Origin of the sequence: Pseudomonas syringae (assembly GCF_021606685.1) — a bacterium.
Lineage (GTDB): Bacteria > Pseudomonadota > Gammaproteobacteria > Pseudomonadales > Pseudomonadaceae > Aquipseudomonas > Aquipseudomonas syringae_R.
In genome coordinates, this window is the sequence record NZ_WKCB01000017.1 from 21,630 (window position 1) to 39,360 (window position 17,731).

15 protein-coding genes are annotated in these 17,731 nt (G+C 62.1%); all 15 read left to right on the forward strand.

The genetic code is table 11. The features are described 5' to 3' along the window. Positions 1-27: 27 nt before the first annotated feature. The 15 genes from GIW02_RS09455 (at position 28) to pgaD (ending at position 17,349) form a co-directional block, all read left to right on the forward strand. Entirely contained in the window at positions 28-1,629 is a 1,602-nt protein-coding gene (locus tag GIW02_RS09455) for a glycosyltransferase family 39 protein (protein ID WP_236411896.1), read from the forward strand. A 33-nt stretch (positions 1,630-1,662) separates the two neighbouring features. Next, complete coding sequence (locus GIW02_RS09460) at positions 1,663-1,908, forward strand: DUF2789 domain-containing protein (protein ID WP_236411897.1); 246 nt, start codon at positions 1,663-1,665, stop codon at positions 1,906-1,908. 143 nt (positions 1,909-2,051) lie between these two features. Further along, complete coding sequence (locus GIW02_RS09465) at positions 2,052-2,705, forward strand: hypothetical protein (protein ID WP_236411898.1); 654 nt, start codon at positions 2,052-2,054, stop codon at positions 2,703-2,705. Next, positions 2,702-3,139 carry a hypothetical protein gene (locus GIW02_RS09470; RefSeq protein ID WP_236411900.1) on the forward strand — a complete coding sequence of 146 codons (438 nt, stop codon included), beginning with the start codon at positions 2,702-2,704 and terminating at the stop codon, positions 3,137-3,139. Before GIW02_RS09465 ends, GIW02_RS09470 begins: the two co-directional genes overlap by 4 nt. Before the next feature lie 220 nt (positions 3,140-3,359). Then, complete coding sequence (locus tag GIW02_RS09475; protein ID WP_236411902.1) at positions 3,360-3,770, forward strand: MarR family transcriptional regulator; 411 nt, start codon at positions 3,360-3,362, stop codon at positions 3,768-3,770. Then, positions 3,767-5,845 (forward strand): FUSC family protein, encoded by a 2,079-nt coding sequence (locus GIW02_RS09480; protein ID WP_236411904.1) that lies wholly within the window; start codon positions 3,767-3,769, stop codon positions 5,843-5,845. The genes GIW02_RS09475 and GIW02_RS09480 overlap by 4 nt, the downstream gene beginning before the upstream one ends. Then, positions 5,842-6,051 (forward strand): DUF1656 domain-containing protein, encoded by a 210-nt coding sequence (locus GIW02_RS09485; RefSeq protein WP_010214247.1) that lies wholly within the window; start codon positions 5,842-5,844, stop codon positions 6,049-6,051. Before GIW02_RS09480 ends, GIW02_RS09485 begins: the two co-directional genes overlap by 4 nt. Beyond that, positions 6,048-6,938 (forward strand): efflux RND transporter periplasmic adaptor subunit, encoded by an 891-nt coding sequence (locus GIW02_RS09490; RefSeq protein ID WP_236411906.1) that lies wholly within the window; start codon positions 6,048-6,050, stop codon positions 6,936-6,938. The genes GIW02_RS09485 and GIW02_RS09490 overlap by 4 nt, the downstream gene beginning before the upstream one ends. After that, entirely contained in the window at positions 6,935-8,377 is a 1,443-nt protein-coding gene (locus GIW02_RS09495; RefSeq protein WP_236411908.1) for an efflux transporter outer membrane subunit, read from the forward strand. Before GIW02_RS09490 ends, GIW02_RS09495 begins: the two co-directional genes overlap by 4 nt. Before the next feature lie 81 nt (positions 8,378-8,458). Next, positions 8,459-9,091, forward strand: a complete 633-nt coding sequence (locus GIW02_RS09500) for an NADH:ubiquinone oxidoreductase subunit N (protein ID WP_236411909.1) — start codon at positions 8,459-8,461, stop codon at positions 9,089-9,091. A 147-nt stretch (positions 9,092-9,238) separates the two neighbouring features. Next, positions 9,239-10,735: a YdgA family protein gene (locus GIW02_RS09505; protein ID WP_236411911.1), complete on the forward strand. Its 1,497-nt coding sequence runs from the start codon at positions 9,239-9,241 to the stop codon at positions 10,733-10,735. Positions 10,736-11,030: 295 nt separating this feature from the next. Continuing rightward, positions 11,031-13,511, forward strand: coding sequence for a poly-beta-1,6 N-acetyl-D-glucosamine export porin PgaA (gene pgaA / locus GIW02_RS09510; RefSeq protein WP_236411914.1), 2,481 nt, complete (start codon positions 11,031-11,033; stop codon positions 13,509-13,511). Positions 13,512-13,523: 12 nt separating this feature from the next. After that, on the forward strand, positions 13,524-15,521 hold the full coding sequence (gene pgaB / locus GIW02_RS09515) for a poly-beta-1,6-N-acetyl-D-glucosamine N-deacetylase PgaB (protein ID WP_236411916.1): 1,998 nt from the start codon (positions 13,524-13,526) through the stop codon (positions 15,519-15,521). A gap of 2 nt (positions 15,522-15,523) precedes the next feature. Next, entirely contained in the window at positions 15,524-16,864 is a 1,341-nt protein-coding gene (gene pgaC / locus GIW02_RS09520) for a poly-beta-1,6-N-acetyl-D-glucosamine synthase (RefSeq protein ID WP_236411917.1), read from the forward strand. Between the two features lie 2 nt (positions 16,865-16,866). Beyond that, positions 16,867-17,349, forward strand: coding sequence for a poly-beta-1,6-N-acetyl-D-glucosamine biosynthesis protein PgaD (gene pgaD / locus GIW02_RS09525; RefSeq protein ID WP_236411918.1), 483 nt, complete (start codon positions 16,867-16,869; stop codon positions 17,347-17,349). Positions 17,350-17,731: the final 382 nt, after the last annotated feature.

Genomic DNA, 17,731 nt, shown 5'->3' on the forward strand with positions numbered 1-17,731 from the left:
AGTCAGGGCAGTGGCAGGGGAATCGAAGTGCGACGGTCTGTGGTAGAGCAAAACGGTAAGGCCGGGGCGGCAACCGCGTTCAACCGCCTCGCGTGGGAGGGCGTCGGTTGGCTCGGCCGACTGTGGTGGGTGCCGATCCTGGCACTGGCTATGGCCCTACGGTTTTACCACCTGACGTCGGCGGCGATCTGGGGCGACGAAGGCTCCAGCCTGCTGCTCAGTGAATACGCTGCGGCCGACCTGTGGTTTCACGCGGCCCATGATGTGCACCCGCCGCTGTATTTCTTCATGCTGCGCGGCTGGATCGAACTGTTCGGCGACGGCATCTGGTCGATACGCGGCATGAGCGCCCTGCCTGGCGTGGTGGCCGTGGGCCTGGGCATCTGGCTCACGCGGCAGTTGTCCACCCGGTGTGCGGCCGTGCTGGCTGGTGTCCTGCTGGCACTGCTGCCGACGGCGGTGCGCTACAGCCAGGAAGTGCGCATGTACTCGCTGCTGGCCGTGTGGCTGTTGGCCGCCACGCTGGCGCTGGTGTACTGGGTGCGGCAACCCGAGCGCACGCGTTATCTCATCGCGTATGTCGTGTTGATGAGTGCCGGTTTCTATACCCACTACTTCACCGCGCTGTGCGTGCTGGTGCATTGGGCCTACCTGGGTGTGCTGTGTTGGCCTCAACCGCGCGGGCAGCGCCTGATCGTGCGCCCGGCGTGGTGGTTGACCAACGTCGCGATTGTGCTGTTGTACCTGCCCTGGCTGCCGAACCTGGTGGACCTGGTCCTGCATGTCGAAGAGCTCAATGTGGGCGGGGATATCGGCTGGGAAGAACCGGTCACCCTGTTCTCCCTGCCGTCGATGCTCTGGCAGTTCTTGCTCCAGGATGAAGGCGATGGTGTCTGGCTGCCGATGTTCTGGCTGTTACCGTGCTTGCTGATCGCGCTTGTCGTAGTGACCGCCGCGCGCGACCGCGAGCGCTACCGGCCCGCCAGCCTGCCGGCGCTGTTGTTCTTGCTGCCGTTGTTGCTGGTGTACGCGGTGTCGTTTATTTCACCGGTGTTTATCGAGCGCTACCTGACCGTGTACGCCCTGGGCCTGCCAATCGTGGTGGCTATAGCCATCGACCGTCTGCCGCCGCGCCTGTCACTGCTGGGGGTGGGGGTGTTTGTGCTGTTTGTGGGCGTAGAACTGGCGGGTCTCAAAAATACTTTAACCGTGGATGAACACGACCAATTCAACGTGCCGGTGGAGTTCGTCAATCGCAACTACCAGGAAGACGACCGCATCGTCCTCAGCGACATGCTGTGGTACCTCAGCTACGTCTATTACGACCAGACCGACGCCCAGTTGCAGCTGTACACACCGCCCAAGCCCGATGGCACGCCAACCCGGCCGAATGCCTATGGCTTCGGCACGCTGGTGGACCAGGATGGCGGGCGCATCTACCTCGACCATCTGTCGGCGTTGCCTGCCGGCACCCGTCGCGTGTGGTTGATCAGCAGCGACGACACGGACGACTTCGCACCGCTGCCAGACGGCTGGCGCGAACTCAGTCGCCAGGACGGCGGCGGCGCGCGTGCCCGCTTGTTCGTGTTGTGCAACGCGGCGCCGCCGCAACCCCAAGGCTGCCGCTAGACTCGTTTAAACCTTTGCCATCAGGAGCCCACCATGGAATCGCCAGTGCACAGCCTACCCTCACTGTTCAAGCAGCTTGGCCTGCCGGACGACCCGGTCAGCATTGAACAGTTCGTGGCCGCTCATTCGCCGCTCAAGCCGGATTTGAAATTGGCCGATGCGTTTTTCTGGACGGCCAGCCAGCGCGCATTTTTGCGCGAGGAAATTCTGGAGGATGCGGATTGGGCTGAGGTGGTGGATGAGTTGAATCTGATGTTGCGGGGTGGGCGAGGGGTGTGACGCAACGGGCTTTAAACGAGCAGTCAAATTGCCCTGAGGTAGCAGGTTAGGAAGTTTCCTATCGACTAAACGGAAGTGGACGATAGCGACCAGCGTGAGGAGCCCTGTATTAACAGGCGCTGATTTCCTCCTCTGGAATAAGCATGAAACGACTAATTCCTCGCGCGGATATTGAAAAGTATGACCTCGCAAAAATCGAGAGCCCTTATTTTTCTGTAATCAAGGTCAGAGAGTTCTTCCGTGCACCTTTTGCACTGCCGGGGCTGAGTGAGCTTCTTAATGAGTGCGGTTTATCCCCTGTTTGTTGTCCCACGGGAAAAGATCAGCATCGGGTGCTGGACAAACTGGCAGCCGGAGATTGGTTGTTCTTGATGGATCATCCCTTTCTTCCTCTGAGTAGAGAATGTCGCGTTAGATATGGGCATTTGATGGGGCGTCGGCGTTATATCGGCCCGGGTAAATGGGAGAAGGTCGGTATTGATTATGACGGTGTTAAAAACACCGCGATCCTGGCCGCTAATCGGCTGGTTTCCTTAGGGGATGAGGGGCGAGTATTTGCATCGAGCGGCAAGGATCTCGCGAACACCACAAGGGTTATGACCCAACGATGGGTAAGGCTTGATAGTCGCGATGAGCAACTCACCCACCAATCGGTTGAGCGTCGGTACGGTGAGCTGCGGCACGTCAAGCAACGCTATCTTGAGGGGGATGATAGCTGGCAAGTGGGTGGCCAATCATGGCACTGGCAACCTGTAACACCGGATATAGCCTACGAATACAAGGATGATGAGACATGACGCGTAAGCAGGTTTTCTGGTTTTGGGGTGGGATGGATGCCATCTATTTGGCTCGGTATGTCATCACCAGCGCAATGGGCGGAAGAGTTCCCTATTTTAGTGATGCACAGAGTGCGCTATGGCTTCTACGCGAGCACAGTGTTGTACCGCTTTATATGTTTGGGTTTGCCATGTTGTTGCAAGTCTCCGTCATCATCTCTTGTGTGCTCTTTTTCCTCAAAAGCGCAGCAGTAAAATGGGTTGTCTATCTTCAAACACCGTTGCGGCTAGCCTTAGTAGTTCCTTCCGTCTCGCTCCTGTTTTTGGGCGCTAAGGCAGTTCCAAGCTATAACCTGGTGTTAATGGCTGCGTTGCTCGTTCTATCCGAAACAGCGAAGGTCTGGAGCGTTTGGCGGTGGAGCAGACGGAATGCCCATGCCGAACAGCCGGCCTAAGGCCACCTCGGATCTAAATGTGGGAGGGTCGGTGTTGCAGCTACTGCTGAAAACCCACCACCCACGCCAGAACCGGCTTTACTCCTCCCTACCTCTTCCCACCACCCATCAGCAAAATTGTTTCAAAACTTGACGCATTTGGTGTCATCCATCATATTGATAGTTAGCAAACTAACTGTATGCGAACTATCCAGTGTCCCAGACCCTTGAACAACTCCACATGAACCTCAGCAGCAGCATGGTGGTGGGCGCCCGTAACTGGCGCAAAATCTGCCAGACCACGCTGGTGAGCTATGGTATTTCCGAAGCCTGCGCCGTGCCGTTGTTGATGATCGGCCGCTTGGGCGATGGCGTGCATCAGGTCAAAGTGGCCCAGGCGTCGGGGATGGAAAGCCCGTCGCTGGTGCGCTTGCTCGACCGCTTGTGCCACGACGGTTACGTGTGCCGCACCGAAGATGCCCACGACCGTCGCGCCAAGGCCCTGAGCCTGACCGAGCGCGGCCGTGAGCTGGTGCAAGCAGTGGAGGCGCAGTTGGTGCGCCTGCGCAAGGATGTACTGGCGGATATCGCCCCCAATGATCTGGAAGCCGCGCTGCGGGTGTTGCGCGCCTTCGAGGCAGCGACCCCTTGAACGGATTTTTTACCGGCTTCCCGCCCGCCCGCGACTGGTTCTATGGGGTGCGTACCTTCGCCGCGTCGATGATCGCGCTGTATATCGCCATGCTGATGCAGATGCCGCGTCCGTATTGGGCGATGGCCACGGTGTATATCGTCTCCAGCCCGTTTGTCGGCCCTACCAGCTCCAAGGCCCTGTACCGTGCCATCGGCACTCTGATGGGGGCGGCGGCGGCAGTGTTTTTTGTGCCGATGTTCGTGCAATCGCCGTACATTCTGGTGGTGGTGATTGCGCTGTGGACGGGCACCTTGCTGTTTCTCTCCATGCACCTGCGCACCGCCAACAACTATGCGCTGATGCTGGCGGGCTACACCCTGCCGCTGATCGCCTTGCCAGTGGTCGACAACCCCTTGGCGGTGTGGGATGTGGCCGAGGCGCGTACCGAGGAAATTTTCCTCGGTATCGCGGTAGCCGCCGTGGTGGGCGCGATGTTCTGGCCACGCCGACTGATGCCGGTGTTCGACGGCTCGGTAGCCAAGTGGTTTGCCGATGCGCAGGTCTACAGCCAACGCTTTTTGACCCGCAATGTCGAGCCTGAAGAGGTCAGCACATTACGCGGCGGCATGGTCGCCACCTTCAACACCCTTGAATTGATGATTGGCCAGTTGCCCCACGAAGGCGCGCGACCACAGACGGTGCGCAACACCAAGGAACTGCGCGGGCGCATGATCCACCTGCTGCCGGTGATCGACGCCCTGGACGATGCGATTTACGCGATCGAGCACCGCGCACCGGAATTTCTCGATCAGCTCACGCCGTTGCTGGAAGCCGCCAATGCCTGGCTGCAGAGCACCACTCAGGCAGCGCCCCTCGAGCGCTGGCGCGTGCTACGCGACGCAATCGATGCCGCCCAGCCCCAGGGCGAAGCGCTGGACGATCGCCACACGCTGTTGTTTTCCAACGCCCTGTACCGCCTGGGCGAATGGGTTGACCTGTGGCAAGACTGCCGCAGCCTGCAAGCCGCCATCCAGTGCGAAAGCCAGGACACCTGGCGCGCCGTCTACCGCCACTGGCGCCTGGGCCGGCTGACGCCATTTCTCGACCGTGGCCTGATGTTCTACTCGGCGTTTTCCACCGTCTCCGCGATCATCGTCGCCTCGGTGCTGTGGATTCTGCTGGGCTGGACCGACGGCGGCAGCGCGGTGATCCTCGCGGCCGTGGCCTGCAGTTTTTTTGCGACCATGGACGACCCGGCGCCGCAGATCTATCGGTTCTTTTTCTGGACCGCCATGTCGGTGCTGTTCGCCAGCCTCTATCTGTTCCTGGTGCTGCCCAACCTGCACGATTTCCCGATGCTGGTGCTGGCGTTTGCGGTGCCGTTCATCTGCATTGGCACGCTCACGGTGCAGCCGCGTTTCTACCTGGGCATGCTGCTGACGCTGGTGAACACCTCGTCGTTCATCAGCATCCAGGGCGCCTATGACGCGGACTTTTTAAACTTCGCCAACGTCAACCTGGCCGGGCCAGTGGGCCTGCTGTTCGCCTTTGTGTGGACGTTGATCGCGCGGCCCTTCGGCGCCGAACTGGCGGCCAAGCGCCTGACCCGTTTCAGCTGGCGCGATATCGTCAGCCTCACCGAGCCCGCGACCCTGGCCGAACACCGGCATATGGCCGCGCAGATGCTCGACCGCCTGATGCAGCACCTGCCGCGCCTGGCCCTCACCGGGCAGGACACCGGCATTGCCCTGCGCGACTTGCGCGTGGCGCTCAACCTGCTCGACCTGCTGGCCTACTCGCCACGCATCCTCGGCGTGCCACGGGTGCTGCTCAACCAGGTGGTGGAAGGCGTGGGCGCTTACTTCAAGGCGTGTCTCAAGGCGGGTGAACGCTTGCCGGCGCCGAGCGGTCTGCTGATGACCCTCGACCGCACGCGCCGCGCCCTCAACGGTCAGGGCCTGCAAGACGAAGACGATACCCGCGTGCACCTGCTGCACGCACTGGCTGGTTTGCGCCTGGCGCTGTTGCCCGGCGTGGAATTTATCGGCGGCAGCGAGATGGAAGCGCCGCTGCCTGATGGAGCGCCTTTATGATCGGTGATCTGGATATCAGCGGGGTGTTCCTGCCCACGCTGCTGGTGCTGATGGGCATTACGTATGTGTTGTTCCTGGTGGTGCACGGGTTGTTGACCCGCCTCCACTTCTATCGCCTGGTCTGGCACCGGGCATTGTTCAATGTGGGACTCTATGCGCTGTTGCTGGGCGCGGTGGACTCACTCAGTCGATACCTGATGACATGAAAAAACCTTTTTTGACCATCGGCCGTGTAGTCCTCACGTTGTTGATCGTGACGTTTGCGGTTGTCGTTGTGTGGCGCATGGTCATGTACTACATGTTTGCCCCCTGGACCCGCGACGGGCACATTCGTGCCGACATCGTGCAGATCGCCCCGGACGTGTCCGGGCTGATCCAGCAGGTGGACGTGCGCGATAACCAGTTGGTGAGCAAAGGCCAGGTGCTGTTTGCCGTCGACCAGGACCGCTTCAAGCTGGCGCTGCGCCAGGCCCAGGCCGCCGTGGCCGACCGCCAGGAAACCCTGGCCCAGGCCAGCCGTGAGTACAAGCGCAACCGTGGCCTCGGCAACCTGGTGCCCAGCGAGCAGCTGGAAGAAAGCCAGTCCCGCGTGGCTCGTGCCCAGTCGGCCCTGGCCGAAGCGCAAGTGACGGTGGATGCCGCCCAGCTCAACCTCGACCGTTCGGTGATCCGCAGCCCGGTGGACGGCTACGTCAACGACCGCGCGCCGCGTGCGCAGGAGTTCGTCACCGCCGGGCGCCCGGTGCTGTCGGTGGTAGACAGCAACTCATTCCATATCGACGGCTACTTCGAAGAAACCAAGCTCGACGGCATTCACGTCGGCATGGCGGTGGATATCCGCGTGATCGGTGACAACGCCCGCCTGCGCGGGCATGTGCAGAGCATCGTCGCCGGTATCGAAGACCGTGACCGCAGCAGCGGCTCCAACCTGTTGCCCAACGTCAACCCGGCGTTCAGCTGGGTACGCCTGGCCCAGCGGATTCCGGTGCGCATTGCCTTTGATGATGTGCCGGCGGACTTTCGCATGATCGCCGGGCGCACGGCGACGGTGTCGATCATCGGCGATAAGGTTAAAGACGGAGACAAGCCATGAAGCAGCTCCTGGCAACCGCTGCGCTGGGGTTGTTGCTGTCGGCCTGCCAAGTCGTGGGGCCCGATTACACGTTGCCGGAAAAGTCCGCGGTCAAGCGGGATGACCTGCAAGGCCAGCTGGCGGGCGAGGGCAGTAATGTGGTCTCGGCGCCGGTCCCGGCCGACTGGTGGAAGCTGTACAAAGACCCGCGCCTGGATGAGCTGGTGCGTCAGGCCATGGCCTCCAACAGCGACCTGCGCGTGGCGGCCGCCAACCTGCAGCGTGCGCGTTTCCAGACCGAGCAGGCTGAATCAGCCGGCGGCTGGAGCCTCGGTGCCAAGGCCGAGGCCCAGCGCCTGCAGGAGTCCGGTGAAGCCTTTTTGCTGACCGAAAAAGTCCCGGTGGGCAACATCGGCGCCGCCAGTATCACCACGTCGTATCAATTCGATTTGTTCGGCACTTTGCAGCGCGGCATCGAAAGCGCCCAGGCCAGCGCCGACGCAGCGCAAGCCGCCGCCGACATCGCACGCATCACTCTGGTGGCGGATGTGGTGCGCTCCTATACCCAGGTGTGCGCGGCCAACGAAGAGCTGGCGATCGCCAATGAGTCCCTCGACCTGCAAGCCCAGAGCACCACACTGACTCAGCGCCTGCGTGACGCCGGGCGCGGTGATGAAACCCAGGTGACGCGCTCGCAAACCCAATACAAATCCCTGCGCGCCGACATGCCGCGTTATGAAGCGGCGCGCCAGGCCGGTTTGTTCCGCCTGTCGATGCTGCTCGCCAAGCCGCTGGACCAACTGCCCGCCGGCACCGGCAACTGCGCCGAGCTGCCGCACATTGCCCAACTGCTGCCGGTAGGCGACGGCGCGGCGCTACTCAAGCGTCGCCCCGACGTGCGTCAGGCCGAACGTCAATTGGCTGCCGCCACCGCGCGTATCGGCGTGGCCACCGGTGCGCTGTATCCGGATATCAGCATTGGCGCCACCGTCGGCACCGTCGGCCTGCTCGAGAACCTGGGCACACCGGCCACCAACCGCTGGGGCTTCGGTCCGTTGATCAGCTGGACAGTGCCGACCAACGGTGCGCGCGCACGTATCCACGAAGCGGAGGCCGCGACCCAGGGCGCTCTGGCGCACTTCGACGGCGTGGTGCTCAACGCCATTCGCGAAACCCAGACCGGCCTGGCGCAATACACCGCGCAGTTGCAGCGCCGCGACGCGCTGGCCGAAGCCGGCGACTCGGCCAAGGAAGCCGCAGACCAGACCCACCGCTTCTTCCAGGCTGGCCGCGCGTCCTTCCTGGCGGACCTGCAAGCCACCCGCACCTACACCGATGTGCGGGCGCAACTGGCGGCGGCGAACACCCAGGTTGCCATGAGCCAGATCGACCTGTTTCTGGCGCTGGGCGGCGGCTGGGAAAGCGGACGAACGCAAGCGTCACCGCCCGGCAAACCCTGAGCGACTAGCTATGCTTTGTCAGGTGGATCGCCGTGATGGTCCACCTGACACTGCTCGCGTTTGCTCATGGGGATTCCAATAATGAAAAACCCTTATGCTCCCGCTTTCTGGTGCGTGCTCTTCGCACTGGTGCTGTTATCGGCCGCGTATTTCTACGGCGTCATGCTCGCCCATCAACTCGACAAGGCCATGGTGTTTCTCGACAGCGCCTGCCTGGTCATCGGCACGTTGTCCATCGGCGTGGTGGCGTGGGCCTCTTACCAAAATCAACGGGTGAAGAGAAAACTGCTCGAGCAAGGCAAGACCCGCGTGGCCATCTGGGATACCAAGGTTGCCTTGCGTCGTGTCGAAACCGTGTTCGACCGCTATTTCTGGGGCAGCTACTGGCAGCCCGGGCGTACCTTCCAGGAAGTGATGGGCGACCTCACCGGCACACCGCTCGAAAAAAGCCTCGAAGTCCTGAAAAAACAGTGCGTGATGCTCGACCAGCAGGTCGCCGACGGTAGGCATTGGCTGAATAACGCACGGGAATTGTCCGACGTGGCCACACAGATGGCCCGCGAGCGCTACCAGCTGGACTTCTGCGACCCCAAGGCCGATACCCCGGGCAATGCCGTGATACACCGTGAGTTCGAGGTGCTGGTGTACACCTGGACCGCGCGGTTGAAGAGTTTTGACCACCAGCTCGACGAGATAGAAATGGAATACTCGTGAACCAACTGCAGACCTGACCCCTCTGAGAAAGCTGGGCCGTTCCTGGCCGCCAGTGCTAATCTTCCCCCGCTTTCGGCGGGCTTGAGCCAACCCCTTGGGGTTCAAGGAAGACAGCCCACTTCTCACAGGATTTGATCAGGTCACTTCATGAATAAGCCAGCAGTTGTTCTTTTGGGTTTTGTTGTCGCCGTTGGCGTCGTCAGTGCAGGCGGCGCCTGGTACACCGGTAAGCAACTGGAGCCGGTGCTGCAAACGGCGGTCCAGGACGCCAATAAAGAACTGCAACGCTCCATGGCCGGCGTCGACGGCAGCGTCGCCCTGGAACTGGTGTCCCTTGATCGTGGCTTGTTCAGCAGCACCGCGCACTACCGCCTCAAGGCCCAAGGTTCGTTCCTGGGCGAACAGAACCCCAACCCCGAGTTGCTGTTCGTCGACCATATCGAACACGGCCCGCTGCCGTTCTCGCGCCTGGTGACGCTCAAGTGGCTGCCGGTCATGGCCACCAGTCACTTTGCAGTGGAAAAAAACGCCACCACCGAAAAATGGTTCGCGGCCGCAAAAGACGTGTCGCCGCTCAAAGGCGTGGCCAATATCGGCTACAACCGCTCGGTCAACGGCAATATCGAACTGCTGCCCGTGGAGTTCAAGGACGACACCTCGTCGGCGAGCTTCTCCGGCGCCAACCTGGACTTCGACAGCACCGCCGAGGGCAAGAAGGTCAAGGTTGATGGTTACATGAACAGCCTCAAGATTGCCGCGATCGACGCCAATGGCGCGCCGTTCGACGCTGAGTTCGCCGGCCTTACCGTCGCCAGCAACCTGGAAAAATCCACCTTCGGCTTCTACACCGGGCAGAACACCGTGGAACTGACCGACGGCAAGTTCACCGTTGGCCCACAAAAGACTGTGCTGACCCTCAAGGGCTTCGAGCAGAAAGACACCAGCGAAATCAAAGACAACAACATGAACGGTCGCGTCGATTACAAGATCGATGAGATCGGCTTCCAGGGCAAACCTGTCGGCTCCGCCGCCATGGCCATGAGTGTGAAGAACATCGACGTGCCATCGGGCTTGCTGCTGACCAAGCTGTACCAGGACAAGATGGTCCCGGTCCAAGCCGCTGCCGCCGCCGGCCAACCGGTGCCGGAGCTGCAACTGACCGAAGCCGAACAAGCCCTGGCCGAAGCCAACGTCAACCAGTTGCTGGCCGCCAAGCCGCATCTGGCGCTGGAAAACCTGTCGCTGAAAACCGCCCACGGCGAAAGCAAATTCAACCTGCTGGTAGACCTGACCAAGCCGTCGACCATGGAGCTGCCACCGGTTGAGCTGGGCAAGCAGATGGTGTCGCTGTTGGATGCCAACCTGACCTTGTCCAAACCGATGATCGCCGACGTGGCGGCCCTGCAAGCGCAGGCGGGCGGCGTGACCGATCCCAAGGCCATTGAGCAGCAATCCCAGATGGCCAGCGAGATGATCAGCGGCATGGCCGTTGGCACCCAATTGGCGACGCTGGTGGGCAGCGATGTGGTGTCCAAACTGCACTACGCCAACAATGAAGTGACGTTCAACGGCCAGAAGATGACCGTCGAGCAGTTCATTGGCTTCGTGATGGCCAAAGTCGGTGCGGTCAGCGGCGCGCAGTAACGCATTCAGCAGCACAGAAAAATCCGGGGGAGCGGGGTTGCCCGCGATAAGGGTCAAATGTTCGACGCAGACGTCGGCCAGGGCTCCGTTATCGCAGGCAAGTCCGCTCCCCCGTTTGTTTTTCAGATAGGTGGGCAATTCTGAACAATTGTTCTGATTTGTCCTTTTTCCTACGTGTGTCGGGGATAGTCCCTACAGGAAAGCTAGGTCGGGTCATCAGACGCCGGCACCCTGCCGCCACTGTGCGCAGGACCACCTATCGTTAAAGCTTTCCGTGTGTAAGGAAGCTCACGATATGTTGCGAAACCCACCACTCAGTGCATCAGGCCGGTTGCGACTGCTCGTCGGGGTCGCCTTGTGCAGCCAGTTGTTGATGCCCACCTTTGCCATGGCCGATCCGGCCTATGACGCCTTGATCATTCAGGCGCGCAACGGCAATTTCACACCCGCCCTGACTCAGTTGCGCCAGACGCCTGCCGAGCGCCAGACACCAGGCCAGATCAGCGATCACCTGGTGATCGCCGGTTGGGCCGGGCAGGACGCCGAAGTGCTCAAGGTCTACGAGACCCAGGGCACCCACCGTGACTTGACCTCGCAGGCACTGGCTACCGTCGCACGGACCTATCGCAACCGGCAGCAGTGGGCGCAGGCCGAAACCGTGTATCGCCGGGCGCTGCTGCGTGAGCCCAATAATATCGACCTGCAACTGGGCCTGGCCCTTACCCAGGCCGATGGCGGCAAGGCCAGCGAAGCCGTGCAACGCACGCGTGCGCTGGTGGCGGCCAAGCCCGATGACCCCAACCGGCGCATGGCCCTGGGGTATGCCCTGAGCCGCGCTGACTTGAACTACGACGCACTGTTCGAGTTTGACCAGGCGTTTATGCGTGCCGGAGACAAGCCGGAAGTCGCCCGCGAATACATCGTCGCCCTGCAAAAAGCGCGCTTGCCGGAAGCTGCGTTGCGCCTGTCGGCCAAGCGCCCGGGCCTGCTCGACCCGGTGACCCAGCGCCGTCTGGAGGGTGACCTCGCCGCCGAGCGGGTGCGCATGGCCGAGTTCGCCACGCGCTCCGAGCAAGAGCGTTATGTGATCGCCGACCGGGCGCTGCAGGATTACGACAAACTGCTCGCCCGCTGGACCCCCGACGCCACCGCCCATGACGACGTGGTGCGCTGGCGCATCGACCGCCTGGGCGCACTCAAGGCGCGGGCGCGCACCGCCGAGGTGATCCGCGAGTACCAGACGCTCAAGGCTGAAGGCGTGCAATTGCCGACCTACGCCGTGCGCTGGGTGGCCGCCGCCTACCTCGACCAGCGCCAGCCGGAGAACGCCGAGCCGCTGTATCGCGAGGTCCTGACCGCACCGGACGCCGACCCCGCTGACCATGTGGAAGACAGCACGGCGTTGTTCTATGCCTTGATGGAAAGCGACAAGGTGGCGCAGGCCCGCGAAGTGGCGAGCAACCTGGCCAAGACCCAAAACCCACGGGTAGAACTCAAGGGCCTGCCGGTCGGCAACCCCAATGACAGCTGGATGGACGCGCAACAACTGTCCGCGCAAGCCGGCGTTTACGGCGGCGACCTGCCGGGCAGCGAAGCGGGCCTGGAAGCCTTGGTGGCAAAAGCCCCAGGCAACGTCGGCCTGCGCCTGGCCCAGGCCGATATGTACCGCGCCCGTGATCTGCCACGGCGCGCCGAAGGCATCCTCAAGGAAACCGAAGCCCAGGCGCCGCGCGATATCGGCCTGGAAGTGAGCCAGGCCTACACCGCCATGGACCTGCAGGAGTGGCGCCAAATGGACACGCTCACCGATGACGTGCTCGCGCGCAACCCGGATAGCCGCCAAGTGCAGCGCCTCAGCCGCCTGCGCGACGTGCATGACATGGCCGAGTTGCGCGTCGAGGCCTACACCGGCAAAAGCTTCGGCGGCGGTAACAACGGCGATGCGGGTGCGGTTTCGGGGAGCCGTGACTGGGGCATCGAAAGTCGTTTGTACACGCCGCCCATCGACGAAGACTGGCGCCTGTTTGCCGGTGCCGGTTATGCCCGTGCCGATTTCGACGAGGGTACTGGCCAGCACCGTTGGCAGGTTGTCGGTGTGGAGCGGCGTACCCGCGACATGACCATCGAAGCCGAGGTGTCCAACCATTCCTACGGCGATGGCACCAAGCAAGGTGCCGCCGTGTCGATTGCCCGCGACATCAACGATCACTGGCAATACGGCGCCAGCCTCGGCTACCTGCTCAGCACCACGCCGCTGCGGGCGCTCAATGAGGGCGTCACGGCCAACGGCGGCAGCGGCTTTATCCGCTGGCGCGCGAACGAAAGCCGCGAGTGGAAACTGTCCCTCAGCCCGTCCCACTTCAGCGATGGCAACGACCGTTTCGAAGCCTTGCTCACCGGTCGCGAGGGCATCTACAGCTCGCCGAACGTGCAGGTTGACCTGGGCCTGGAAGTCGGCGCCAGCCGCAACAGCAAGGACGACACGGTGTATTTCAACCCCAAGTCCGACCTCAGCGTGTTGCCCACCGTGACCGTCAATCACGTGCTCTATCACCGCTATGAAACCCAGTGGAGCCAGCAATTCCAGCTCGGTGCAGGGACCTATAGCCAGAAAGATTACTCCACTGGCGGCGTCGGCCTGGTGGGTTACGGCCAGCGCTATCGCTGGAACGACGTACTGGAAGTCGGCGCCAACCTGAGCCTGATCAGCCGACCTTATGACGGTGATCGCGAACGCGATCTGCGCCTGCTCGTCGACCTCACTTACCGTTTCTAGAAGAGCCTGACCATGACCGTCCTCAGCCGTTTTCTGCTGGTCCTGGGTGTATTGCTGGCCAGTGCCTGCGCCCAGCAACCCGCGCCATTCACTCCACCCGCGCAGCGGCCAATACCGCCCAACGAAGCGCCGTGGCCGAAAAACCATTTCCTGGGCATCGCCTATCACGACGTCGAGGACCGCGACCCCGACCAGGCCGTGGTGGCCGTGCGCACCGAGCGTTTGATCGAGCAATTGGCCTGGCTGCGGGAAAACGGTTACCAGGCGGTCAGCGTCGACCAGATCCTGGCTGCGCGCCGTGGCGGCCCGCCCTTGCCGCCCAAAGCCATCATGCTCAGCTTCGATGACGGCTATACCAGTTTCTACACCCGGGTGATGCCGATCCTGCGGGCCTACCATTGGCCTGCGTTGCTGGCGCCAGTGGGCAGCTGGATCGACACGCCGCTGAACAAACCCGTGGACTTCGCCGGCTCGCCGCGCCCGCGCGGTGAGTTTCTGACCTGGCAGCAGATCCGCGAAGTGTCGCAGTCGGGCCTGGTGGAAATCGCCGCGCACACTGATGCCAGTCACACCGGGATCCTCGCCAACCCCCAGGGCAACCTGGAGCCGGCGGCGACATCCCTGCGCTACGACCCGGCCACGGGGCGCTATGAAACCCCGGCCCAGTTCCAGGCGCGGATGCGGGCGGATGTGGTGGCAATCACCAACAAGCTCCGTGCGGTGACCGGCAAGGCGCCGCGGGTATGGGTATGGCCCTATGGCGCGGCCAAGGGCACCTCGCTGGCGGTTGTCGGCGAGCAGGGCTACCAGATGGCCCTGACCCTGGATGACGGCCTCGACGACACGCGCAACCTGATGAACAGCCCGCGCTTCCTGGTGGCGTCCGACCCGGACGGCGAGCATTTCGCCAACAGCATTGTCGCAGTGCAAACCCCGGCACCGCTTAGGGTGCTGCATGTGGACCTGGACAACGTCTACGACCCGGACCCTGCCCAGCAGGCACGCAACCTCGATCAGTTGGTACAGCGCGTGGTGGACATGGGCGCAGGCACCGTGTTCCTGCAAGCCTTTGCCGACCCCAAGGGGGACGGCCTGGTGCATGAACTGTACTTCCCCAACCGCCACTTGCCGGTGCGTGCCGACCTGTTCAACCGCGTTTCCTGGCAGCTGCACACCCGCGCCCATGCTGCGGTGTACGCCTGGATGCCGGTGCTGAGTTTCGCCCTCGATTCCAAGCTGCCGCGCGTGACCCGCTGGGACCCGAAAACCGGCAAGGTCGGCACCGACCCTGACCAGTACAAACGCCTGTCGCCGTTCGACCCGCAGGTGCGCAAGATCATCGGCGAGATCTATGAGGACCTGGCGCGCAACAATGCCATCGACGGCGTGCTCTACCACGACGATGCCGTGCTGTCGGACTTCGAAGACGCCAGCCCCGCTGCGCTCAAGGCCTACGCCGCCAACGGCCTGCCCGACAGCATCGCGGCCCTGCGTGCCGACCCTGCCGTGATGCAACGCTGGACGCGTTTCAAAAGCCGCTACCTGATCGACTTCACCCATGAGCTGACCGCCAAGGTCCGCGCCATCGGTGGGCCGCAGGTGCAGACCGCACGCAATATCTTTGCCGAACCCATGCTCAACCCGACCAGTGAGGCCTGGTTTGCGCAGAACCTCGATGATTTCCTCCAGGCTTACGACTGGACCGCGCCCATGGCCATGCCGCTGATGGAAGGTGAAGCGCTCAGCACCTCTAATGCCTGGCTGGAAAAGCTGGTGGCCACGGTCAAGGCCCGCCCCGGTGCGCTGCAGCGAACGGTCTTCGAACTGCAAGCCAAAGACTGGCGCACCAAGGCTGCGCCCGATATCGACGGCGCGCAGATGGCTGAATGGATAGGTGTGCTCAAGCGCCAGGGGGTCACGAGTTTTGGCTACTACCCGGACAACTTCCTGGAAAATTCCCCGGACCTCAAGACTGTGCGTCCGGCCCTTTCCAACCAATGGAACCCTTGACCATGTTCGACAGAATCCTGGCTTTATTCGTGTTGGCTCTGGTGTTAGGTGTGCCCCTGGGCCTGATCTTCCTGGCCACCGGGCAGTTCCTGATGGACTTCGTGTTTTTCTACCCGTTGTTCATGTCGGCGCTGTGGATCGCCGGCGGCTTGTACTTCTGGCTGCACTGGGAGCGCCATTGGCCCTGGGAAGAAGACACGCCGGCGCCGACCCTGGCCGGCAACCCGCTGATCTCGATCATCATCCCTTGCTACAACGAAGGGGAGAACGCCGCCGATACCATCCATGCGGCGCTCGAGCAGCTGTACCCGAACATCGAAGTGATCGCCGTCAATGACGGCTCCACGGACAACACCGCTGCGGTGCTCGACGCCCTGGCACTGGAGCACCCACGCCTGCGCGTGCTGCACCTGGCGCAGAACCAGGGCAAGGCGGTGGCCCTGCGCATGGGCGCTGTGGCCGCGCGCAGCGAGTACCTGGTGTGCATCGACGGCGATGCGTTGCTCGACAAAAATGCGGCGGCCTATATGGTCGCGCCGATGCTCGACAACCCGCGCCTGGGCGCCGTCACCGGCAACCCGCGCATCCGCACACGTTCGACCTTGATCGGGCGGGTGCAGGTAGGCGAGTTCTCTTCGATCATCGGCTTGATCAAGCGTACACAGCGGGTGTTCGGTCGGATCTTCACGGTGTCCGGCGTGGTCGTGGCGTTTCGCAAGAAGGCGCTGGACCGCATCGATTACTGGAGCACCGACATGATCACCGAGGACATCGATGTCAGTTGGAAGCTGCAACTCGATCATTGGAGCATTTTCTACGAGCCCCGCGCCCTGTGCTGGATTCTGATGCCGGAAACCGTCGGCGGCCTGTGGAAGCAGCGTCTGCGCTGGGCTCAAGGCGGCGCCGAGGTGCTGTTCAAGAACATCCGTGGGATCTGGCAATGGCGCCATCGCTACCTGTGGCCGCTGCTGTTTGAATACTGCCTGTCCACCGGTTGGGCCTTTACCTTCCTGCTGTCGGTGATCTTCTGGGGCCTGGGCAAATTCATGGTGCTGCCGCCGGCACTCACGGTGGCCTCCCTGGTACCCCCGGCATTTACCGGCCTGGTGCTGGCGATGGTGTGCCTGCTGCAGTTTGCGGTGAGCATCCTGATCGACCGTCGTTACGAGAAGGACCTGTGGAAAACCCTGTTCTGGACCGTGTGGTACCCGATGGTGTTCTGGCTGGTCAGCCTGTTCACCACCCTGGTGAGTTTTCCCAAGGTGCTCTTCAACCAGCACCAGAAGCGTGCGCGCTGGGTCAGCCCGGATCGCGGTATCAAACCTGCTGAAGAGGAGGCGTGATCATGAAACTGGTCAGAACCCGCCAACGTTCCGTGATGTGGATCATCGATGTCCTGCTGACCCTGATGGCCTGGGCCGGGTTGATCTGGCTGCTGGCCCGCGGGATTGGCTCGATGCTGGAAACCCACGGTGGCCCGCGCATCGAGGCGCCGATTTTTGCGGCGCTCAACACCCTGCAGATCTACTTGTGGATCGCCGTTTTCAACGCGGTGATCCTGATCAGCTGGGCACGCTACCAACAACACCGCGGCCGCCAGTTCGCCCAGCGCCGCGCCGACGCCAAGGCCCTGACCGACAAAAGCCTGAGCGAAAGCTTCAGCCTGGGCGACGGCGATCTGGAGCAGCTGCGCCGTCCGGGCGTATTGGTGATCCATAACGACGAGGAGGGCGGGGTTGCGCAAGTGACATCCCACGTCTCGCGTGACGTGGAAAAGCCCGGTTTGACCCTGGTGCCCGGCCAGGACCGCGACAAGGACGTCAGCTGAATCAACCTGGACTTAAGTGGCGAGCGGGCTTGCCCGCGTTGGGCTGCGAAGCGGCCCCAAAATCAGTCAGTCGATTTCTAGCTGAAAATGTGCGGCGCCGAATGGGGCCGCTTCGCGCCCCAACGCGGGCAAGCCCGCTCGCCACATAGGCCAGGCACCACATAGGCCAGGCCACCACCCTAGGCCGTTTGTTACATGGGTGTGAATGCCCATAAGTGCGATCCAATTCACAAAATGGCCGAGAACTTTTTTGCATTTTTCGGTACTAACTTATCTCGGCAATAAACTTGATGGCCAACTAGTGGCAACTTTCAAGTTATCCGACGAACCGCTATCAAAACAGTAACCGCTTGTCGGAATAATACTTCCAGTCACAGGCTGT

Bases quoted from the DNA above. Each gene is read 5' to 3' on its own strand.
- GIW02_RS09485 (WP_010214247.1), top strand. From the start codon at position 5,842: ATGATCGGTGATCTGGATATCAGCGGGGTGTTCCTGCCCACGCTGCTG.
- GIW02_RS09500 (WP_236411909.1), top strand. From the start codon at position 8,459: ATGAAAAACCCTTATGCTCCCGCTTTCTGGTGCGTGCTCTTCGCACTG.
- GIW02_RS09465 (WP_236411898.1), top strand. From the start codon at position 2,052: ATGAAACGACTAATTCCTCGCGCGGATATTGAAAAGTATGACCTCGCA.
- pgaD (WP_236411918.1), top strand. From the start codon at position 16,867: ATGAAACTGGTCAGAACCCGCCAACGTTCCGTGATGTGGATCATCGAT.
- pgaB (WP_236411916.1), top strand. From the start codon at position 13,524: ATGACCGTCCTCAGCCGTTTTCTGCTGGTCCTGGGTGTATTGCTGGCC.
- GIW02_RS09490 (WP_236411906.1), top strand. From the start codon at position 6,048: ATGAAAAAACCTTTTTTGACCATCGGCCGTGTAGTCCTCACGTTGTTG.
- GIW02_RS09475 (WP_236411902.1), top strand. From the start codon at position 3,360: ATGAACCTCAGCAGCAGCATGGTGGTGGGCGCCCGTAACTGGCGCAAA.
- GIW02_RS09495 (WP_236411908.1), top strand. From the start codon at position 6,935: ATGAAGCAGCTCCTGGCAACCGCTGCGCTGGGGTTGTTGCTGTCGGCC.
- pgaC (WP_236411917.1), top strand. From the start codon at position 15,524: ATGTTCGACAGAATCCTGGCTTTATTCGTGTTGGCTCTGGTGTTAGGT.
- GIW02_RS09470 (WP_236411900.1), top strand. From the start codon at position 2,702: ATGACGCGTAAGCAGGTTTTCTGGTTTTGGGGTGGGATGGATGCCATC.
- GIW02_RS09460 (WP_236411897.1), top strand. From the start codon at position 1,663: ATGGAATCGCCAGTGCACAGCCTACCCTCACTGTTCAAGCAGCTTGGC.
- GIW02_RS09505 (WP_236411911.1), top strand. From the start codon at position 9,239: ATGAATAAGCCAGCAGTTGTTCTTTTGGGTTTTGTTGTCGCCGTTGGC.
- pgaA (WP_236411914.1), top strand. From the start codon at position 11,031: ATGTTGCGAAACCCACCACTCAGTGCATCAGGCCGGTTGCGACTGCTC.